Genomic DNA, 14845 nt, shown 5'->3' on the forward strand with positions numbered 1-14845 from the left:
GCTAAGCCCCCCGTTCCGGGCCCGACGACCCCTGCTGGCGTTACCTACCCATCCTGGCACCTCTACTCACCTGTGCCGACGTCGGTACCCATCGTCGAACCGGTGGGGGTTCGGGACGAACGTCCGATGCCGACGACATAGATCTCTGTAAGTGTCTCGGTTATCTCTCCAACCCCCGAGGAGCCCCCATGAGAGGCAGAACGCTGAGCGCGGGAATCGCGCTCACCGTGTTCACCGGGATGACGGTGACGCTGGCCGCCCAGCCGGTGACCGCGTCACCCTCCGCCCTGACGACAGCGGCCCGGCCGATCGCCGCGTCCGCCGCCGTCCTGGCGGCGCCGGACATCTCCGTCACCAACGTCCAGGCGCACCTGTCCCAGCTCAACTCCATCGCCAGCAGCAACGGCGGCAACCGGCGGGCCGGCTCGGCCGGCTACACCGCCTCGGTCAGCTACGTGAAGAGCAAGCTCCAGGCCGCCGGCTACACCGTCAGCGAGCAGACCTGCTCCAGCTGCACGTACCCTTCGAACAACCTCATCGCCGAGTGGCCCGGCGGCCCGGCCGACCAGGTGGTGATGTTCGGCGCCCACCTTGACAGCGTCTCGGCCGGCCCGGGCATCAACGACAACGGCTCCGGCTCCGCCACCCTGCTGGAGAACGCGCTGGTCCTCGCCGCGCAGAACCCGACCATGACGCAGAAGGTCCGGTTCGCCTGGTGGACCGACGAGGAGCAGGGCCTGAACGGCTCCCGGTTCTACGTGAACTCGCTCAGCGCCACCCAGCGCGGCTACATCAAGGGCTACTACAACTTCGACATGGTCGGCTCGACCAACGGTGGCTACTTCATCAACCGGGTCACCTCCACGACGGCGGCGCCGCTGAAGGCGTACTGGGACTCGCTGGGGCTGCAACCGGAGGAGAACGTCGAGGGTCAGGGCCGCTCCGACGACTACTACTTCCAGCAGGCCGGCATCCCCACCTCCGGCTACGCCGCGGGCGCGAGCGCCCGTAAGACGAGCACCCAGGCGGCCAAGTGGGGCGGCACGGCCAACGCCGCCTACGACTCGTGCTACCACCGTTCCTGCGACACCACCGCCAACGTCAGCGCCACGGTGCTGAACCGGGCCGCGGACGGCGTCGCGTACGCGCTGTGGCAGCTCGCCGTGGGCGGCGGCACCCCGACCAACGACTTCTCGATCTCGGTCAGCCCGACCGCGCTCACCGTCGCCCGGGGCGCCAGCGCCACCGCCACGGTCGGCACCGCGACCACCGCCGGCTCCGCGCAGACGGTCAGCCTCACCGCGTCCGGGGCGCCCAGCGGGGTGAGCGTCTCCTTCAGCCCGTCGTCGGTGACCTCCGGCGGGTCGGCCACGCTGACCCTGACCGCGTCGGCCAGCGCCGCCACGGGCACCGTCACCGTCACGGTCACCGGCACCGGGTCGGTGACCCGGACGGCCAGCCTCACCCTCACGGTGACCGGCACCGGCGGCTGCGCCGGCGGGCAGGTGATCGGCAACGGTGGCTTCGAGAGCGGCAGCACGCCGTGGACCGCGTCCTCCGGCGTGATCACCAACTCCAGCAGCCAGCCGGCCCGGACCGGGTCGTACAAGGCGTGGCTCGACGGGTACGGCAGCGCTCACACCGACACCCTGTCCCAGTCGGTGACCGTGCCGGCCGGTTGCGCCAGCTACACGCTGTCGTTCTGGCTGCACGTCGACACCGCCGAGACCACCACCTCCACGGCGTACGACAAGCTGACCGTGCAGGTGGGCTCGACCACGCTGGCGACGTACTCGAACCTGAACGCCGCCAGCGGCTACGTACAGCGCACGTTCAACGTGGCCGGGTTCGCCGGGCAGACGGTGACCCTGAAGTTCACCGGCACCGAGGACTCGTCGCTGCAGACCAGCTTCGTGATCGACGACGTGACGTTGCAGGCCAGCTGAGGGCGTACCCGTCGAAGGGGGCCGCCGCCGGGATGATCCGGCGGCGGCCCGTCGCGTCCTGGGTCAGGGGAGCTGCGGGTAGAGCGCGGCGACCCCGCCGGCGAGCCCGGCCTGCACCTGCCGGCTGATCTCGTCGGTGACGATCTCGTACGCGTCGGCCTCGATGCCGTCGATGCCGATCCGGGCGATCGCCGCCGGGTCGGACTTCGGGGCGGTGACCCCGGCGGTCATCTCGGTGTCCATGTAGCCGACGTGCAGGCCGGCGACCCGGACGCCCCGCTCGGCGAGCTGCACGCGCAGGGCGTTGGTCATCGCCCACTCGGCCGACTTCGCGGCGCCGTACGCCCCGGCGTTGGGGAAGTTGACCCAGGACAGCACGGAGAGCACGTTGAGGATCGTCCCGCCGCCGTTGCCGGTGATGACCGGCGTGAACGCCCGGACCACCGACAGGGTGCCGAGGTAGTGGGTCTCCAGCTCCAGGCGGACGAGCGTGAGGTCGCCGTCGAGGAGGTCGGTTCCGGTGTCGATGCCGGCGTTGTTGATCAGCAGGTTCACGTCGCCGGCCAGCTTCGCGGCGGCGGTCACCGAATCGGGGTCGGTGATGTCCAGCCGGACCGGCGTCACGCCGGGCAGGTCGACGGAGTCGGGGTTGCGGGCGCCCGCGTAGACCGTCGCGCCCCGGGCGACGAGTTCGGCGGCGAGGTGTCGGCCGAAGCCCCGGTTGGCGCCGGTGACGAGGGCGGTGCTTCCAGCGATCTTCATGGGGGTGCTCCAGGTTCGTGGCTGGCCGAGATGGCGCGAGGTCGATTGCTGACCGGAACGCTATCCGGCTGACTTCTGTTGAGCAAAGTCAGCTATGTCACCGCGGGCACCCCGCGGATCGGGAATACGACCCGGACGCGGGCACGACCGCGGCGGTGACGACTCGTATCCTTTGCGCGAACCTCCGCACGAGCCGAGAAGGGAGACGGTGTGAGCAACCAGGCCGAGACGTTGGAGTTCCAGGCCGAGGCGCGTCAGCTCCTCCAGTTGGTGGTCCACTCGATCTATTCGAACAAGGACGTCTTCCTGCGGGAACTCATCTCGAACGCGTCCGACGCCCTGGACAAGCTGCGGCTGGCGACGCTCGTCGACAAGGATCTCGTCGCCGACACCGACGACCTGCACGTCGCCATCGAGGTCGACCGGGACGCCCGCACGCTTACCGTGCGGGACAACGGCATCGGGATGACCCGCGACGAGGTGGTCCGGCTGATCGGCACGATCGCCAAGTCCGGCACCGCCGAGCTGCTGCGCCAGCTGCGCGAAGCCTCCGACGCCCACGCCTCGCAGGACCTCATCGGCCAGTTCGGCGTCGGCTTCTACGCCGCGTTCATGGTCGCCGACCGGGTCACCCTGCTGACCCGCAAGGCCGGCGAGACCGGCGGCACCCGCTGGGAGTCCACCGGCGAGGGCACGTACTCGATCGAGGCGGTCGACGAGGCGCCGCAGGGCACCACGGTGACCCTGCACCTCAAGCCGGTCGACACCGAGGACAACCTGCACGACTACACCGCCGAGTGGACCATCCGCGAGATCGTCAAGCGGTACTCCGACTTCATCGCGTGGCCGATCCGGATGCGCGTCGAGCGTCCCGGCGCCGACGGCGAGGCCGCCACCAGCGAGGTGCAGACCCTCAACTCCATGAAGGCGCTCTGGGCGCGTCCCCGCGACGAGGTCGACGCCGCCGAGTACAACGAGTTCTACAAGCACGTCAGCCACGACTGGGCCGACCCGCTCGAGGTCGTGCACATGAAGGGCGAGGGCACCTTCGAGTACGAGGCGCTGCTGTTCCTGCCCAGTCACGCCCCGCTGGACCTCTTCTCCCCGCAGGGCCGGCGCGGCGTCCAGCTCTACGTCAAGCGCGTGTTCATCATGGACGACTGCGAGGCGTTGGTCCCCACCTACCTGCGCTTCGTCAAGGGCGTCGTCGACGCGCACGACCTGTCGCTGAACATCTCCCGCGAGATCCTCCAGCAGGACCGGCAGATCCAGATCGTCCGCCGCCGCCTGGTCCGCAAGGTCCTCGCCACGGTCAAGGACCTCAAGGCCAACCACCCCGAGCGCTACCGCACCTTCTGGACCGAGTTCGGCGCCGTGGTCAAGGAAGGGCTGATCGACGACACCGACAACCGGGACTCCCTGCTGGAGATCCTGTCGGTCGCCTCCACCCACGACGCGGCGGAGCCCACCGACCTGGCCGGCTACGTCGCGCGCATGAAGGACGGCCAGAGCGACATCTGGTACGCCACCGGCGACTCCCGCGCCACCATCGAGAACTCCCCGCACCTGGAGGCGTTCCGGGCCAAGGGCCACGAGGTGCTGCTGCTCACCGACCCGGTCGACGAGGTGTGGGTCGAGCGGGTCGGCGAGTACGATGGCCGGCCGCTGCGCTCGATCGCCAAGGGCCAGGTCGACCTGGACACCGACGAGGAGAAGCAGCAGGCCGAGGCCGAGCGCGAGCAGCAGCGGCAGGAGTTCGCCGCGCTGGTGGAGTGGCTGGGCACCACCCTCGCCGACAGCGTCCGGGAGGTCCGCCTCTCGTCGCGGCTGACCACCTCACCGGCCTGTGTGGTGGGCGACGCGCACGACCTCACGCCGACGCTGGAGAAGATGTACCGGGCGATGGGGCACGACGTCCCCTCGGCCAAGCGCATCCTGGAGATCAACCCCGGTCACCCGCTGGTCACCGGGCTGCGCAAGGCTCACGAGCAGGGCGACTCCACCGAGACCCTGACCGAGACCGCCGAGCTGCTGTACGGCCTGGCGGTGCTCGCCGAGGGCGGTGAGCTGGCCGACCCTGCCCGGTTCACCCGTACGCTCGCCGATCGGCTGGCGCGCACCCTGTAGCCGTTCGACCCCTCCGGCCGGCGGGTCGCCCGATCAGCGGGCCCCGCCGGCCGGTCCGGTTGCGTTGGCGTCCGCCAGCCGACGGCGGACCCCCTCGGCGTCCGGGTGCCCGAGTTCGTCGAGGATGCCCAGCGCCGTCCGCCAACTTCGCGCCGCTTCCGCCGGGTCGCCGACGTCGGCCAACGCCTCCGCGAGGTGCGTCAGCGTGTCCGCCTCGTAGTACCGGTCCCGGAACTCCCGGTACAGCTCAACCGCGTGCCGGTACGCGGCCACCGCCTCCGCGGGTCGTCCCGCGCGGTGCTGCGCGTAGCCGAGGGTGTCCCAGGTGGGCGCCTGGCCCTGCCGGTCGTCGAACTCGCGCAGCAGCTCCAGCGCCTGCTGGCACGCCTCCACCGCGGCGTCGTGCGCGCCGAGCTGGGCCCGATACCAGCCGACCGCGTTCAACGCCATCGCCTGCCCGTAGCGGTGGCCCGCCTCGCGGTACAGCGCCAACGCCGCCTCGGCATGCTCGACCACCTCGGCACGCCGGCCCTCGCGGTCGGCCACCTCGGCGAGGTCGAGGCAGGTGTGCCCCTGGTTGGCCGGGTCGCCCAGCTCGCGGAACAGCTCCAGCGCCCGCTGGAGCTGACCGGGCGCCTCGTCGAGCCGACCCAGGCGGGCGTGCGCCCGGGCCAGGCTGCGGTGCGCGTGCGCCTGCCCGGCCACCTCGCCGCCGCGCCGCGCCGCCGCCAGCGCCGTACGCTGCACCGCCAACTGGTCGTGCCAGCCGCCCTGCCGGTCCAGGAAACTGGTCAGGCTCCAGGCCAGCTGCCAGGCGTGTCGGTCGAACCCGCTGGCGGAGCATCGTTCGACAAGCGCGATCAGCACGTCGCGCTCGCGCGTGAACCAGGCCATTGCCTCGTCATGGTCGCCGAACTTCTCCGCCCGGACGCCGGCGACGGCCGGGGCGAGGGTGATCGGATCCCAGTGCGGGTGCAGCAACACGGCCGCGCCGTGCGCGCTGTGCAGGTAGTGGTCGAAGAGCCGGCCGCGCGCCTCGGCCCGGTCGCCGGCCGGATCGTGTTCGGCGGACAGCTCGGCCGCGAAGGCCCGCAACAGGTCGTGCATCGCGTACCGGTCCGGGCCGCGCTCCAACACCAGATGCGCGTCGGCCAGCTCGGCGAACGCCGCCCGGACGGCCCGTCGACCGCCGCCGGCGAGACTGACCGCGGCCGCCGTACTCACCGTCACGTCCGTACTTCCCCCGACCAGCCGGAACAGCCGCGCGGTCGACGCCGACAACAGCCGGTACGACCAGGACAGCGCCCCCCGCACACTGCTCTCGTGCTCTCCGGTGTCCAGTCCGTCCAGCCGGCCGTCGGCCCGGAGCTGCGCGCCCAACTCGGTCAGGGGCAGCTGGGGCCGGACCACCGCCCGGGCCGCCACCACGACCAGGGCCAGTGGCAGCCGGTCGCAGAGTCGGACCAGCTCGTCGACGGCGGCCCGCTCGACCCTCGCCCGCGCCCCGATCCGCGCGTAGAGCAGGGCCTGCGCGTCCTCGGCGGTGAGCAGATCCAGCACGACCGCCTCGGCGCCCTCGGTGGCCACCAGCCCGGTGAGCCGATCCCGGCTGGTCACCAGCACCAGGCAGCCGGCGGCGCCCGGCAGCAGCGGCCGGACCTGCGCCGCGTCCCGGGCGTTGTCGAGCAGCACCAGCATCCGCCGACCGGCGAGCAGACTCCGGTACAGCGCGGTCTGTGCCTGCTCATCCGCCGGCACCTCCCGCGGCGGCACCCCGAGCGCGGCCAGGAAACCCCGGACCACCTGCTCCGGGCTGCGCACCACACCGCTGTGGCTGTAGCCCTGCAGGTTGGCGTAGAGCTGCCCGTCGGGGAAGTGTCCGGCGGCCCGGTGCGCCCAGTGCACGGCGAGCGCCGTCTTGCCCACCCCGCCCGCCCCGGAGAGCACCGCCAGCGGGACCGCCCCGGGTTGCGCCTCGGCGGACGCCCGCAGCGCGTCCAGACGGGCCAGCTCCGGACCGCGCCCGGCGAAACCCCGGACATCCGACGGCAACTGCGCCGGGATCGGGCGCTCCGGGTGCGGCCTGGCGACGTGGCCCGCTCCGGTGGGGGCGGGGGACGGTCCGGGAGTGGGCACGGTGATCTCACCGCGCAGGATGGCCTGGTGCAGCTGGCGGAGCTCGACGCCCGGGTCCGCGCCGAGCGCGTCGGCGAGCCGGTCCCGCAGCCGGGCGTAGTACGCCAGCGCCTGTGCGCCGCGACCGGCCGCGGCCAGCGCGTGCAGCAGCACGGCGGCGACCGGTTCGTCCAGGGGGTGGTCGTCGGCGAGCCGGGTCAGCGGGTCGATGACCGCTTCCGGCTCGCCCCGCCGCAGCAGGCCGCGGGCCCACTGCACGGCGGTGTCGGTGTGCCGGCGGTGCCAGTCCTGCCGGACCCGGGCCGCCCACTCGCCGGGCAGCCCGGCCAGCGGCTCGCCGCGCCACAGCTCCAGCGCCCGGCGCAACAGCTCCACCCGCTCGGGGTCGTCGTCAACCAGTCCATCGGCCCGGTGTCGCAGCACGTCGAAGTGCGGGCCGTCCACTGTCTCCGGTGGCTGGTCCAGCAGGTACCCGCCGGAGCGTCGTACCAGCGCGTCCGGTGCGCCCGCGTCGGCCAGCACGCGGCGGAGCCGGGCGAGGTAGACGTGCAGGTTGTGGCGAACCCTGGGCGGTGGCGTGTCGCCCCAGACCCGGTCCACCAGCGACTCCACATGGACCGGTCGGCCGACGTCGACCGCCAGCGCGGCCAGGACGGCGCGCTGGCGGGCTGCTCCGGCGTCGACCAGGCGGCCGTCCGCCCAGACCTCGACCGGCCCGAGGACCCGAATCTCCATGAACCGCCGCTCGCCGCATCGCCAGTCGGACAATCCGCCGACGGACGGCCGGATTGAGGTTCCGGCAGGAATTCGTCGACCTGCCGCGCAGATCATCGTTGGCACAGCGGCATCAATCAATGCGATGTCGGCAATTCGACTCACGGCCTGTTCCGGTCGTGACGACACCGGAGGTCACCATCGTGCGAAGTGCTCTGCGAAGGTTCACGTCCGCCCTGCTCGGCGTGGTTGCCGTGGGCGCCGCGCTCGGCGTCGCCCCGAGCCCGGCCCAGGCCAACTACGCCTGCCCCTCGGGTCTGCTCTGCCTGTACGCCGGGACCAACTTCAGCGGGGACATCTTCCTGCTCGACGGGCCGTACAACGGCTGCAACGACGTCGGGCTGCCCTCGTACTTCCGCAACAGGACCCAGTCGATCATCAACAACCGACCGTCCGGCACCGTCTCCACCTTCTGGGACAACGCCAACGCCACCGGCCTGCTCGGCTACCAGCACGCCTACGGCTACCGGGCGAACCTGGCGTACGACTCGGCCGCGATCGGGGGGAACTGGAACCAGCGGATCGAGGCGGTCCGGGTCTGCTGATCCGCGGACCGAAGCGGGCAGGGGGGTGCACGACGGCGCCGGTCGGAATTCCACGGGGGACTCCGACCGGCGCCGTCACGCGGCTCAGCCCGGGTAGTAGCAGACGTTCGGGATGACCGGGCCGCCGTTGACCCCGAAGATCGCGAAGCCCATGTACGCCCGGGTCTGCGGGCCGTACTCGCCGTCCTCGGCGATGTTCGCGTACACGATGTCTTCGTTGATCTTGTGTTGGGCGTACCGGACGGCGTCGCGGGTCTTCGGGCCGTAGTTGCCGTCGAGGCTCAGTGAGCGCGAGTAGCAGTTGTTCAGCGCCTCCTGAAGCACCAGCACCGCCGAGCCCGAGTGGCCGTAGGTGAGATAGCACTGTTTGTTCCCGGTCTGCCAACCAACGGTCGGCACGTGCATGTCCGCGCCGCCCGGATAGCCGCCGACCCGGTAGAAGGTCAGGCTGGTGCAGGGGCTGGACGCGTGCGCGGCGGTCGGTGCGAGCAGGGTCAGGCCGGCGCTGGCCAGGACGGTCACGAGGGTGGCGGCGGCGCTGCGGCGGCCGATGCGGCTCCGGTGGATCGGCATGCTCTCCTCCTGGGAAGGTTGCCGGGGTCGACCCGGTGTGCTTCCGAGCATCGCGGCCGTCGATCTATGGTTTCCTGCCCGAACGTCAATTCCCAGGAGCGCCGATGCCCGTCGACGCCGTGATCTTCAGCGGGCAGGGACCGCACGCCGAGCTGGCGTGCCACGATCGGCGCCTCCTGGGAGCACGGCCGCTCCCACCACCCGCCGATCGGCCCGTTCCTCACCTCGAACTGCTCCGTCGCACCATCGCCTGGCTGCGTACGGGCGGTGACATCCGGGCCTGATCGGAATCGGTCCATGATGGTCGGTGCACAGCCGCGCGTGGTCCGCAACCGCTGGCAGAGGCGCCGCGCGTGCGCCGGTGAACAAGTTCACAAGCGTTGGGCGAGGGTCACCGACCGTGCCTACCGTCGATCGAGTCCACCACCGTGGACGCCACGACCGGCAACGCCAAATCCTGCCCCCGGTCGTCGGATACCAGAACCCCGGGCAGGAGCGGGGGACCCACGTTCCTCGGTGCATGTCACCTCGGGGTGAAGCCGCCACCGCGCGGCCGGGCTCCTCGGCCCGAACCCGACAGCTCACCTCGCCGGCGTGGAGGAACCACACATGACGTCTGTCCACACGCCCCGTCATCGACGGGTCACCACCCGCCGCGTCGCCGTCGGCACCCTGGCCGTCGGCGCGATCACCGGCGCCGTCGCCCTCTTCGGCCCCGCGGCCCCGGCCCAGGCCGGTGTCAACTGGGACGCGATCGCCAAGTGCGAGTCCGGCGGCAACTGGAAGATCAACACCGGTAACGGCTACTACGGCGGGTTGCAGTTCTCCCAGGGCACCTGGGCCGGCTACGGCGGCAAGAAGTACGCCGCCCGTGCCGACCTGGCGAGCCGCGGCGAGCAGATCGCCATCGCCGAGAAGGTGCTCGACGGGCAGGGCATCGGCGCGTGGCCGACCTGCGGCCGCAAGGGCGGCTCGTCGGGCGGCTCCGCCACGAAGTCCTCGACGAAGTCGACCGCGAAGTCGTCGAAGTCCACCGCCGGGAAGGACCGGTCCACCGCCCCGAAGGAGCGGTCGTCGCGCGGCGACCAGCCGGCGACCCGCAACCACGAGCGCACCGCCCCGGCGGCCAGCGGCGACACGTATGTGGTCAAGCCGGGGGACACCCTGTCGGAGATCGCCGACAGCCACCGCCAGGCCGGCGGCTGGCAGGCCCTGTACGAGCGCAACCGGCAGCTGATCGGCGCCGACCCGGGTCTGATTCTCCCGGGCCAGCGGCTCAGCCTGTAAGAGCACCAGCAGCGGGCGCTCGACCGGATTCCGGTCGAGCGCCCGCTGGCATGTCGTGCAGGCGGGTGGGCGTCAGGCGGCCGAGGCGGTCGCCGTCGACAGCGACCCGGTGGTACGGGTCTGCCGCGGAGCCGAAGCCCGCTCCGGGGACCGGCCGGTCGACGTGGCGGCGTCGGGTCGCTGCGGGGCGGCTGTGGGCGGTGTGTCGTCCGCCCGACGGGCCAGCCGGAGCGACTGTTCAGCGGTGCTGCGCGCCGCACACGGCCAGGGTTGGCCGGCGCAGAGCAGGTTGCGGCACGCGCCCTCCTCGTCCGACTCGTGTGCGGCCAGCACGTCGAGCGCGAGCTGCCAGAGCAGCGGATCGGTCACGTCGCGCGGACGCTCGGCACGCCGGCTCGCACGGTTGCTCATGTCGTCGGACATGGTGGTCCCCCCTGTCAGGCTGATTCCCCGAAACCTCTCCACTCGCACCGCCGGCAAAACCCCCCACCTGCTGTGATCTGCGTGGCAGCGCCGATGCGGCCCCGCGAGGCGGCCCCGCCGCGCGACCCCGGCCGCATCGGACATGTCGGCCGTCATCTGAGCAACACCGCGACCTCGCGGTCCTGACGACAGCCGGGCGGGCAGTGCGTCGTGCCGTCAGTCCGGCAACAGCGGCATCTCGACGCCCGGCTCCCGGCCCAGCAGGACCGCCCGGGTGAGCGCCGAGGAGCCGAACCGGTCGCGGACCGCGTCCACCGCGGCGTCCAGGTCGGCCCCGGGGTCGGCCTGGAACGGCAGTTCCGGCTGCACCGGGTTGTCGTCGAGGTTGCCCACTGAGACGCCGACCAGGGTGACGCCCCGCCTGTCGATCTCCGGTAGCGCGGCTCGCAGCAACGCCCGCGCGGCGGCGAGCAGCGGCACGGTGTCCGCGGTCGCCTTGCGGACGGTGTGCGAGCGGGTGGCCCGGGTGTAGTCGCCGAAGCGCAGCCGCAGCACCACCGTGCGCCCGGACCGCCCGGCCGCCCGCATCCGTCGGGTGACCCGGTCGACCAGGCCGGCCAGGATGGCGTCCAGCTCCGCCGGGGCATGCGGGGTACGTCCCAACGCGTGCTGCGCGCCCATCGAGCCCCGGCGGCGGCCGACCTGCACCGACCGGGGGTCGCGCATGTGGGCCAGGGCGTGCAGGTGCCGGCCGGCACCCGCCCCGAGCAGGGACACCAGCGCGGCCTCGCCGAGCCGGGCCACCTCCCCGACGGTACGGATCCGGCGCTCCCGCAGCTTGGCCGCGGTGACCGGGCCGACGCCCCACAGCCGCTCCACCGGCAGCGGGTGCAGGAACTCCACCTCGGCGTCGGGGGCGACGACAAGCAGCCCGTCCGGTTTCGCCACCCCGCTGGCCACCTTGGCCAGGAACTTCGTCCGGGCCACGCCCACCGTGATCGGCAGGCGGACCCGGTCGCGGACCTCCCGGCGCAGCCGCTCGGCGATGTCGGCCGGTGCGCCGACCAGCCGCCGCAGGCCGCCCACGTCGAGGAACGCCTCGTCGATGGAGAGCCCCTCGACCAGCGGCGTGGTCTGCCGGAAGATCTCGAACACGGCCCGGCTGGCCTGCGTGTACGCCGCCATCCGGGGCGGCACCACGATGGCGTCCGGGCACAGCCTGCGCGCCTGTTGGCCACCCATCGCGCTGCGGACGCCCCGCGCCTTCGCCTCGTAGCTGGCGGCGAGCACCACACCACCGCCGACGATCACCGGCCGCCCCCGCAGGCGCGGGTCGTCGCGCTGCTCGACGGACGCGTAGAAGGCGTCCAGGTCGGCGTGCAGGATGTGGGCGCCGGTCGACACGTACACATGTTCGCACGACGCCCGACCATCGCGGCAGTGAGCTGGGCGAACGCCCGATCAGTCGAGGCAGAACTCGTTGCCCTCGGGGTCGGCGAGCACGAGGTGACCGGCGCCGAGCGGGGGAGCGGGCTCGTGCCGTGCGAGGCGGGTGGCGCCGCGGGCGACGAGCCGTTCGGCCTCCGCCTCCAGGGCCGCCATCCGGTCGTCACCCGTGAGCCCGGGGGCGGCCCGCACGTCGATGTGCACGCGATTCTTGGCCTGCTTGCCCTCCGGCACGCGCTGGAAGAACAGGCGCGGCCCCGCACCCTTGGGGTCGACCACCGCGGACGCGTCGTTGCGGCGCTCCGGCGGCACACCGATCGCGTCCAGTGCGGCGTCCCACGAGTCGAAGTCCCCGGGCGGCCCCTGCAACTCGTAGTCGAGGGCCTCGGCCCAGAACGCCGCCAGGCTGGCCGGGTCGGCGGCGTCGAACGTTATCTGCACCTCGCGGGCCATGACAGCTCCCTCTTTCCTGGTCTGGCTGGTCATGCCGCCACCCTCTCGTGCCTGGCGGACAGGATCGTTCCGCTATTCGTGCAACGATCGGCGGGTGACGGTGGAGGCGACGACGGAGCGGGTGCTGCGGATGCTGGCCCTGTTGCAGCGGCGGTCGTCGTGGACGGCCACCGAACTCGCCGCCGAGCTGGGTGTCACCGACCGCTGTGTGCGCCGTGACGTGCAACGGCTGCGCGCACTCGGATATCCCGTCCAGGCGTCGGTTGGCGTTGGCGGCGGCTACCGGCTCGGCGCGGGCACCCGGCTGCCGCCGCTGCTTCTCGACGACGAGGAGGCGATCGCTACGGCGGTTTCCCTGCGACTGGCGTCGGGAGGCACGGTCGCCGGGGCAGCCGAGGCGGCCCTGCGGGCACTCACGAAACTCGACCAGGTGATGCCGGCGCGGCTGCGCGCCGAGGTGCGAGCGGTGCACGGCTGGACGGAGACGCTCATCGGCCCGGTGGTCGAGATCGACGCGGAGCTGCTGGTGACACTCGCCCGTGCCTGTCGTGACGCGGTGCGGGTGCGGTTCCACTACGCCGGCCGCGACAGCGGTGAGCGGGAGCGGACGGTCGAGCCGGTCCGGATGGTCACCACCGGCCGTCGCTGGTATCTGATGGCCTGGGACGTCGATCGCGACGACTGGCGTACGTTCCGCCTGGACCGGATGCGGGCCACGGTGGCGACGACCTGGCGCTTCCCGGCGCGTGACCATCCGGATCCGATCGCCTTCGTGCAGCGGTCGGTGACCGACGCGCCCTACCGGTATCTCGCCCGGGTGCGGGTGCACGCCCCGCCCGAGCGCGTGCGCGAGGCGGTCCCACCACAGGTGGGACGCGTCGAGGCCGGTCGCGACGGCTGGTGCGTGCTCGTCGTCGGCGGCGACAGCCTGGACGGGCTCGCCGCGCACATCGCCCGCCTGCGCTACGAGGTGGAGGTGGTGGAGCCCGCGGAGCTGCGCGAGGCCGCCGCCCTGCTCGCCCGCCGGCTCGCGGCGATGGCCGGGTCGGCGTCGGAGCGCACGGTGTAACGCCGCAGCGACACCGGGCTGCCGTCCGGGGCGGTCCACGATGCCGTGCTGCTGCCCGTGTACCGCCATCCGGTGCGCTCGTACAGGGCGACGGCCGCGGCGCCGTCGGCGACCACCTCGAGCACCAGACGCACCCCGCGCGCGTCCGCCCAGTGCCGTGCCCGGGCCAGCAGAGTGCTGCCCAGCGCCAGCCCGCGGGCGGCCGGCGCCACGAAGAGCCGAGCCACCTCGGCCGTCGGATCGGCGCGCGGCTCGTCCGCCGGGTCGGGCAGGCGGTGCACCGCGACGTGTCCGACGATCGTTCCAGCGGTGTCGACGGCGACCCAGGCGCGCGCCGGGCGCGGCTCGCGCAGCCAGCGGTGCGGGTCGGCCGGCCAGTTCAGCGGATAGCGGTCCACCCGGTGGACGTCGGCGAGCGCCGCGACGCAGCCGTCGAGGTCGGCGGCACGCCGGCGGCGGACGCGCGGTGGGTTCACAGGTCGTCGAAGGGGCGGGCGTAGCGGAACTCGCCCCGGATCGACTCGCGCCACGCGTTCAGCGGCCGGGCCATGAAGTACCGCGCACCCCACGGCTGTGGCGGGGTGACGCCCAACTCGACGGCGGGCCGGAACCCGAAGCGCGGGTAGTACTCGGGATGCCCGAGCAGCACCACGAGGGGTTCGTCGCGGGCGTCGGCCGCGCCGAGCACCGCGTGCATCAACGCCGTGCCGACACCGCGACGCTGCCACGCGGGAAGCACGCCGAGCGGCCCCAGGCCCAACGCCACCGGCTCACCGCCCACCCGGCCGCGGGTGGCCACCACGTGCCCCACCACCTGGCCGTCCGAATCGGTCGCCACCAGGGAGTACGCGGGCAGCCAGCCCTCGTCGGCCCGCAGCGCGTCGACAAGCGTCGCCTCGACCGGCGTCGCCTCGACTTGCGGTGTGTCCACTTGCGGTGCGTCGACTGGCGTCGCCTCGACTTGCGGTGTGTCGACCGGCGTCGCCTCGACCGGCGCGGCGTCGTCCGTGGTCTTGGCGAAGGCGGCGGCGTGCACCGCGCGGATGGCGTCGACGTCGGCGGGGGTCTCGCGTCTGATCAGCACCGCGCCACGATACGGGTGTCGCCGGCAGCAGCTCCACGCGTTTACCGGTCGGCGATCGCCGATGACGAATGCCCCGGCCCGTCGATCCGGATGCTGCCCAACGCGACCGTCGTGCCGGGCGAAGCGACATCGACCCCGTTCCGCCGCGCTCCGGAGGCGTCGCGCGTGACCTGCGCGGCCCCGCTCCGCCGCGCTCCGGAGGCGCCGCGCGTGACCTGCG

Annotated in this window: 14 protein-coding genes and 1 riboswitch; of the genes, 6 read left to right on the forward strand and 8 right to left on the reverse strand. The window is 72.7% G+C overall.

From position 1 onward, the window contains the following. The first annotated feature begins 188 nt into the window (after nt 1-188). Nucleotides 189-1946 (forward strand): M28 family peptidase, encoded by a 1758-nt coding sequence (locus ABZT87_RS18430; RefSeq protein ID WP_355136843.1) that lies wholly within the window; start codon nt 189-191, stop codon nt 1944-1946. Nucleotides 1947-2009: 63 nt separating this feature from the next. Here ABZT87_RS18430 and ABZT87_RS18435 read toward each other — a convergent pair whose 3' ends face one another. Next, nucleotides 2010-2708: an SDR family oxidoreductase gene (locus tag ABZT87_RS18435; protein WP_355136844.1), complete on the reverse strand. Its 699-nt coding sequence runs from the start codon at nt 2706-2708 to the stop codon at nt 2010-2012. A 210-nt stretch (nt 2709-2918) separates the two neighbouring features. On the opposite strand from ABZT87_RS18435, the gene htpG reads away from it, so the two are divergent. After that, nucleotides 2919-4835, forward strand: a complete 1917-nt coding sequence (gene htpG, locus ABZT87_RS18440; RefSeq protein WP_355136846.1) for a molecular chaperone HtpG — start codon at nt 2919-2921, stop codon at nt 4833-4835. A gap of 33 nt (nt 4836-4868) precedes the next feature. Here htpG and ABZT87_RS18445 read toward each other — a convergent pair whose 3' ends face one another. Beyond that, nucleotides 4869-7706 (reverse strand): BTAD domain-containing putative transcriptional regulator, encoded by a 2838-nt coding sequence (locus ABZT87_RS18445; protein WP_355136848.1) that lies wholly within the window; start codon nt 7704-7706, stop codon nt 4869-4871. A 182-nt stretch (nt 7707-7888) separates the two neighbouring features. On the opposite strand from ABZT87_RS18445, the gene ABZT87_RS18450 reads away from it, so the two are divergent. After that, complete coding sequence (locus tag ABZT87_RS18450) at nt 7889-8290, forward strand: peptidase inhibitor family I36 protein (RefSeq protein WP_354863346.1); 402 nt, start codon at nt 7889-7891, stop codon at nt 8288-8290. A gap of 84 nt (nt 8291-8374) precedes the next feature. Here ABZT87_RS18450 and ABZT87_RS18455 read toward each other — a convergent pair whose 3' ends face one another. After that, nucleotides 8375-8863: a peptidoglycan-binding domain-containing protein gene (locus tag ABZT87_RS18455; RefSeq protein WP_355068690.1), complete on the reverse strand. Its 489-nt coding sequence runs from the start codon at nt 8861-8863 to the stop codon at nt 8375-8377. Nucleotides 8864-8967: 104 nt separating this feature from the next. Here ABZT87_RS18455 and ABZT87_RS18460 point away from each other — a divergent pair, with 104 nt between their 5' ends. Continuing rightward, nucleotides 8968-9147: a hypothetical protein gene (locus tag ABZT87_RS18460; protein WP_355136850.1), complete on the forward strand. Its 180-nt coding sequence runs from the start codon at nt 8968-8970 to the stop codon at nt 9145-9147. Nucleotides 9148-9328: 181 nt separating this feature from the next. Then, a riboswitch (cyclic di-AMP (ydaO/yuaA leader) is annotated at nt 9329-9473 on the forward strand. After that, nucleotides 9473-10150: a transglycosylase family protein gene (locus ABZT87_RS18465; RefSeq protein ID WP_355136852.1), complete on the forward strand. Its 678-nt coding sequence runs from the start codon at nt 9473-9475 to the stop codon at nt 10148-10150. Its footprint overlaps the riboswitch before it by 1 nt. Before the next feature lie 72 nt (nt 10151-10222). Here the strand turns inward: ABZT87_RS18465 and ABZT87_RS18470 are convergent, their stop codons facing one another. The 3 genes from ABZT87_RS18470 to ABZT87_RS18480 all read right to left on the reverse strand — a co-directional run bounded on the left by ABZT87_RS18470 (nt 10223) and on the right by ABZT87_RS18480 (nt 12472). Beyond that, nucleotides 10223-10561: a hypothetical protein gene (locus ABZT87_RS18470; RefSeq protein ID WP_355136854.1), complete on the reverse strand. Its 339-nt coding sequence runs from the start codon at nt 10559-10561 to the stop codon at nt 10223-10225. 228 nt (nt 10562-10789) lie between these two features. Beyond that, nucleotides 10790-11977, reverse strand: coding sequence for a DNA polymerase IV (dinB, locus tag ABZT87_RS18475; RefSeq protein WP_355136856.1), 1188 nt, complete (start codon nt 11975-11977; stop codon nt 10790-10792). Nucleotides 11978-12034: 57 nt separating this feature from the next. After that, complete coding sequence (locus ABZT87_RS18480; RefSeq protein WP_355137121.1) at nt 12035-12472, reverse strand: VOC family protein; 438 nt, start codon at nt 12470-12472, stop codon at nt 12035-12037. A 94-nt stretch (nt 12473-12566) separates the two neighbouring features. Here ABZT87_RS18480 and ABZT87_RS18485 point away from each other — a divergent pair, with 94 nt between their 5' ends. Then, nucleotides 12567-13541 carry a YafY family protein gene (locus tag ABZT87_RS18485; protein ID WP_355136858.1) on the forward strand — a complete coding sequence of 325 codons (975 nt, stop codon included), beginning with the start codon at nt 12567-12569 and terminating at the stop codon, nt 13539-13541. Here ABZT87_RS18485 and ABZT87_RS18490 read toward each other — a convergent pair. Together ABZT87_RS18490 and ABZT87_RS18495 are read right to left on the reverse strand one after the other, a co-directional pair. After that, nucleotides 13436-14017, reverse strand: coding sequence for a GNAT family N-acetyltransferase (locus ABZT87_RS18490; protein WP_355136860.1), 582 nt, complete (start codon nt 14015-14017; stop codon nt 13436-13438). The genes ABZT87_RS18485 and ABZT87_RS18490 overlap by 106 nt on opposite strands. Then, nucleotides 14014-14625, reverse strand: coding sequence for an N-acetyltransferase (locus tag ABZT87_RS18495; RefSeq protein ID WP_354861259.1), 612 nt, complete (start codon nt 14623-14625; stop codon nt 14014-14016). Before ABZT87_RS18495 ends, ABZT87_RS18490 begins: the two co-directional genes overlap by 4 nt. Between the last annotated feature and the right edge of the window lie 220 nt (nt 14626-14845).

The organism is Micromonospora sp. NPDC005237 (genome assembly GCF_040607775.1).
In the GTDB taxonomy this organism is placed as follows: domain Bacteria; phylum Actinomycetota; class Actinomycetes; order Mycobacteriales; family Micromonosporaceae; genus Micromonospora.

Excerpts from the sequence above, each read along its gene's own strand:
- ABZT87_RS18470 (WP_355136854.1), bottom strand. The coding sequence starts at position 10,561 with ATGAGCAACCGTGCGAGCCGGCGTGCCGAGCGTCCGCGCGACGTGACC.
- ABZT87_RS18435 (WP_355136844.1), bottom strand. The coding sequence starts at position 2,708 with ATGAAGATCGCTGGAAGCACCGCCCTCGTCACCGGCGCCAACCGGGGC.
- ABZT87_RS18430 (WP_355136843.1), top strand. The coding sequence starts at position 189 with ATGAGAGGCAGAACGCTGAGCGCGGGAATCGCGCTCACCGTGTTCACC.
- ABZT87_RS18455 (WP_355068690.1), bottom strand. The coding sequence starts at position 8,863 with ATGCCGATCCACCGGAGCCGCATCGGCCGCCGCAGCGCCGCCGCCACC.
- ABZT87_RS18480 (WP_355137121.1), bottom strand. The coding sequence starts at position 12,472 with ATGGCCCGCGAGGTGCAGATAACGTTCGACGCCGCCGACCCGGCCAGC.
- ABZT87_RS18465 (WP_355136852.1), top strand. The coding sequence starts at position 9,473 with ATGACGTCTGTCCACACGCCCCGTCATCGACGGGTCACCACCCGCCGC.
- ABZT87_RS18460 (WP_355136850.1), top strand. The coding sequence starts at position 8,968 with ATGCCCGTCGACGCCGTGATCTTCAGCGGGCAGGGACCGCACGCCGAG.
- ABZT87_RS18445 (WP_355136848.1), bottom strand. The coding sequence starts at position 7,706 with ATGGAGATTCGGGTCCTCGGGCCGGTCGAGGTCTGGGCGGACGGCCGC.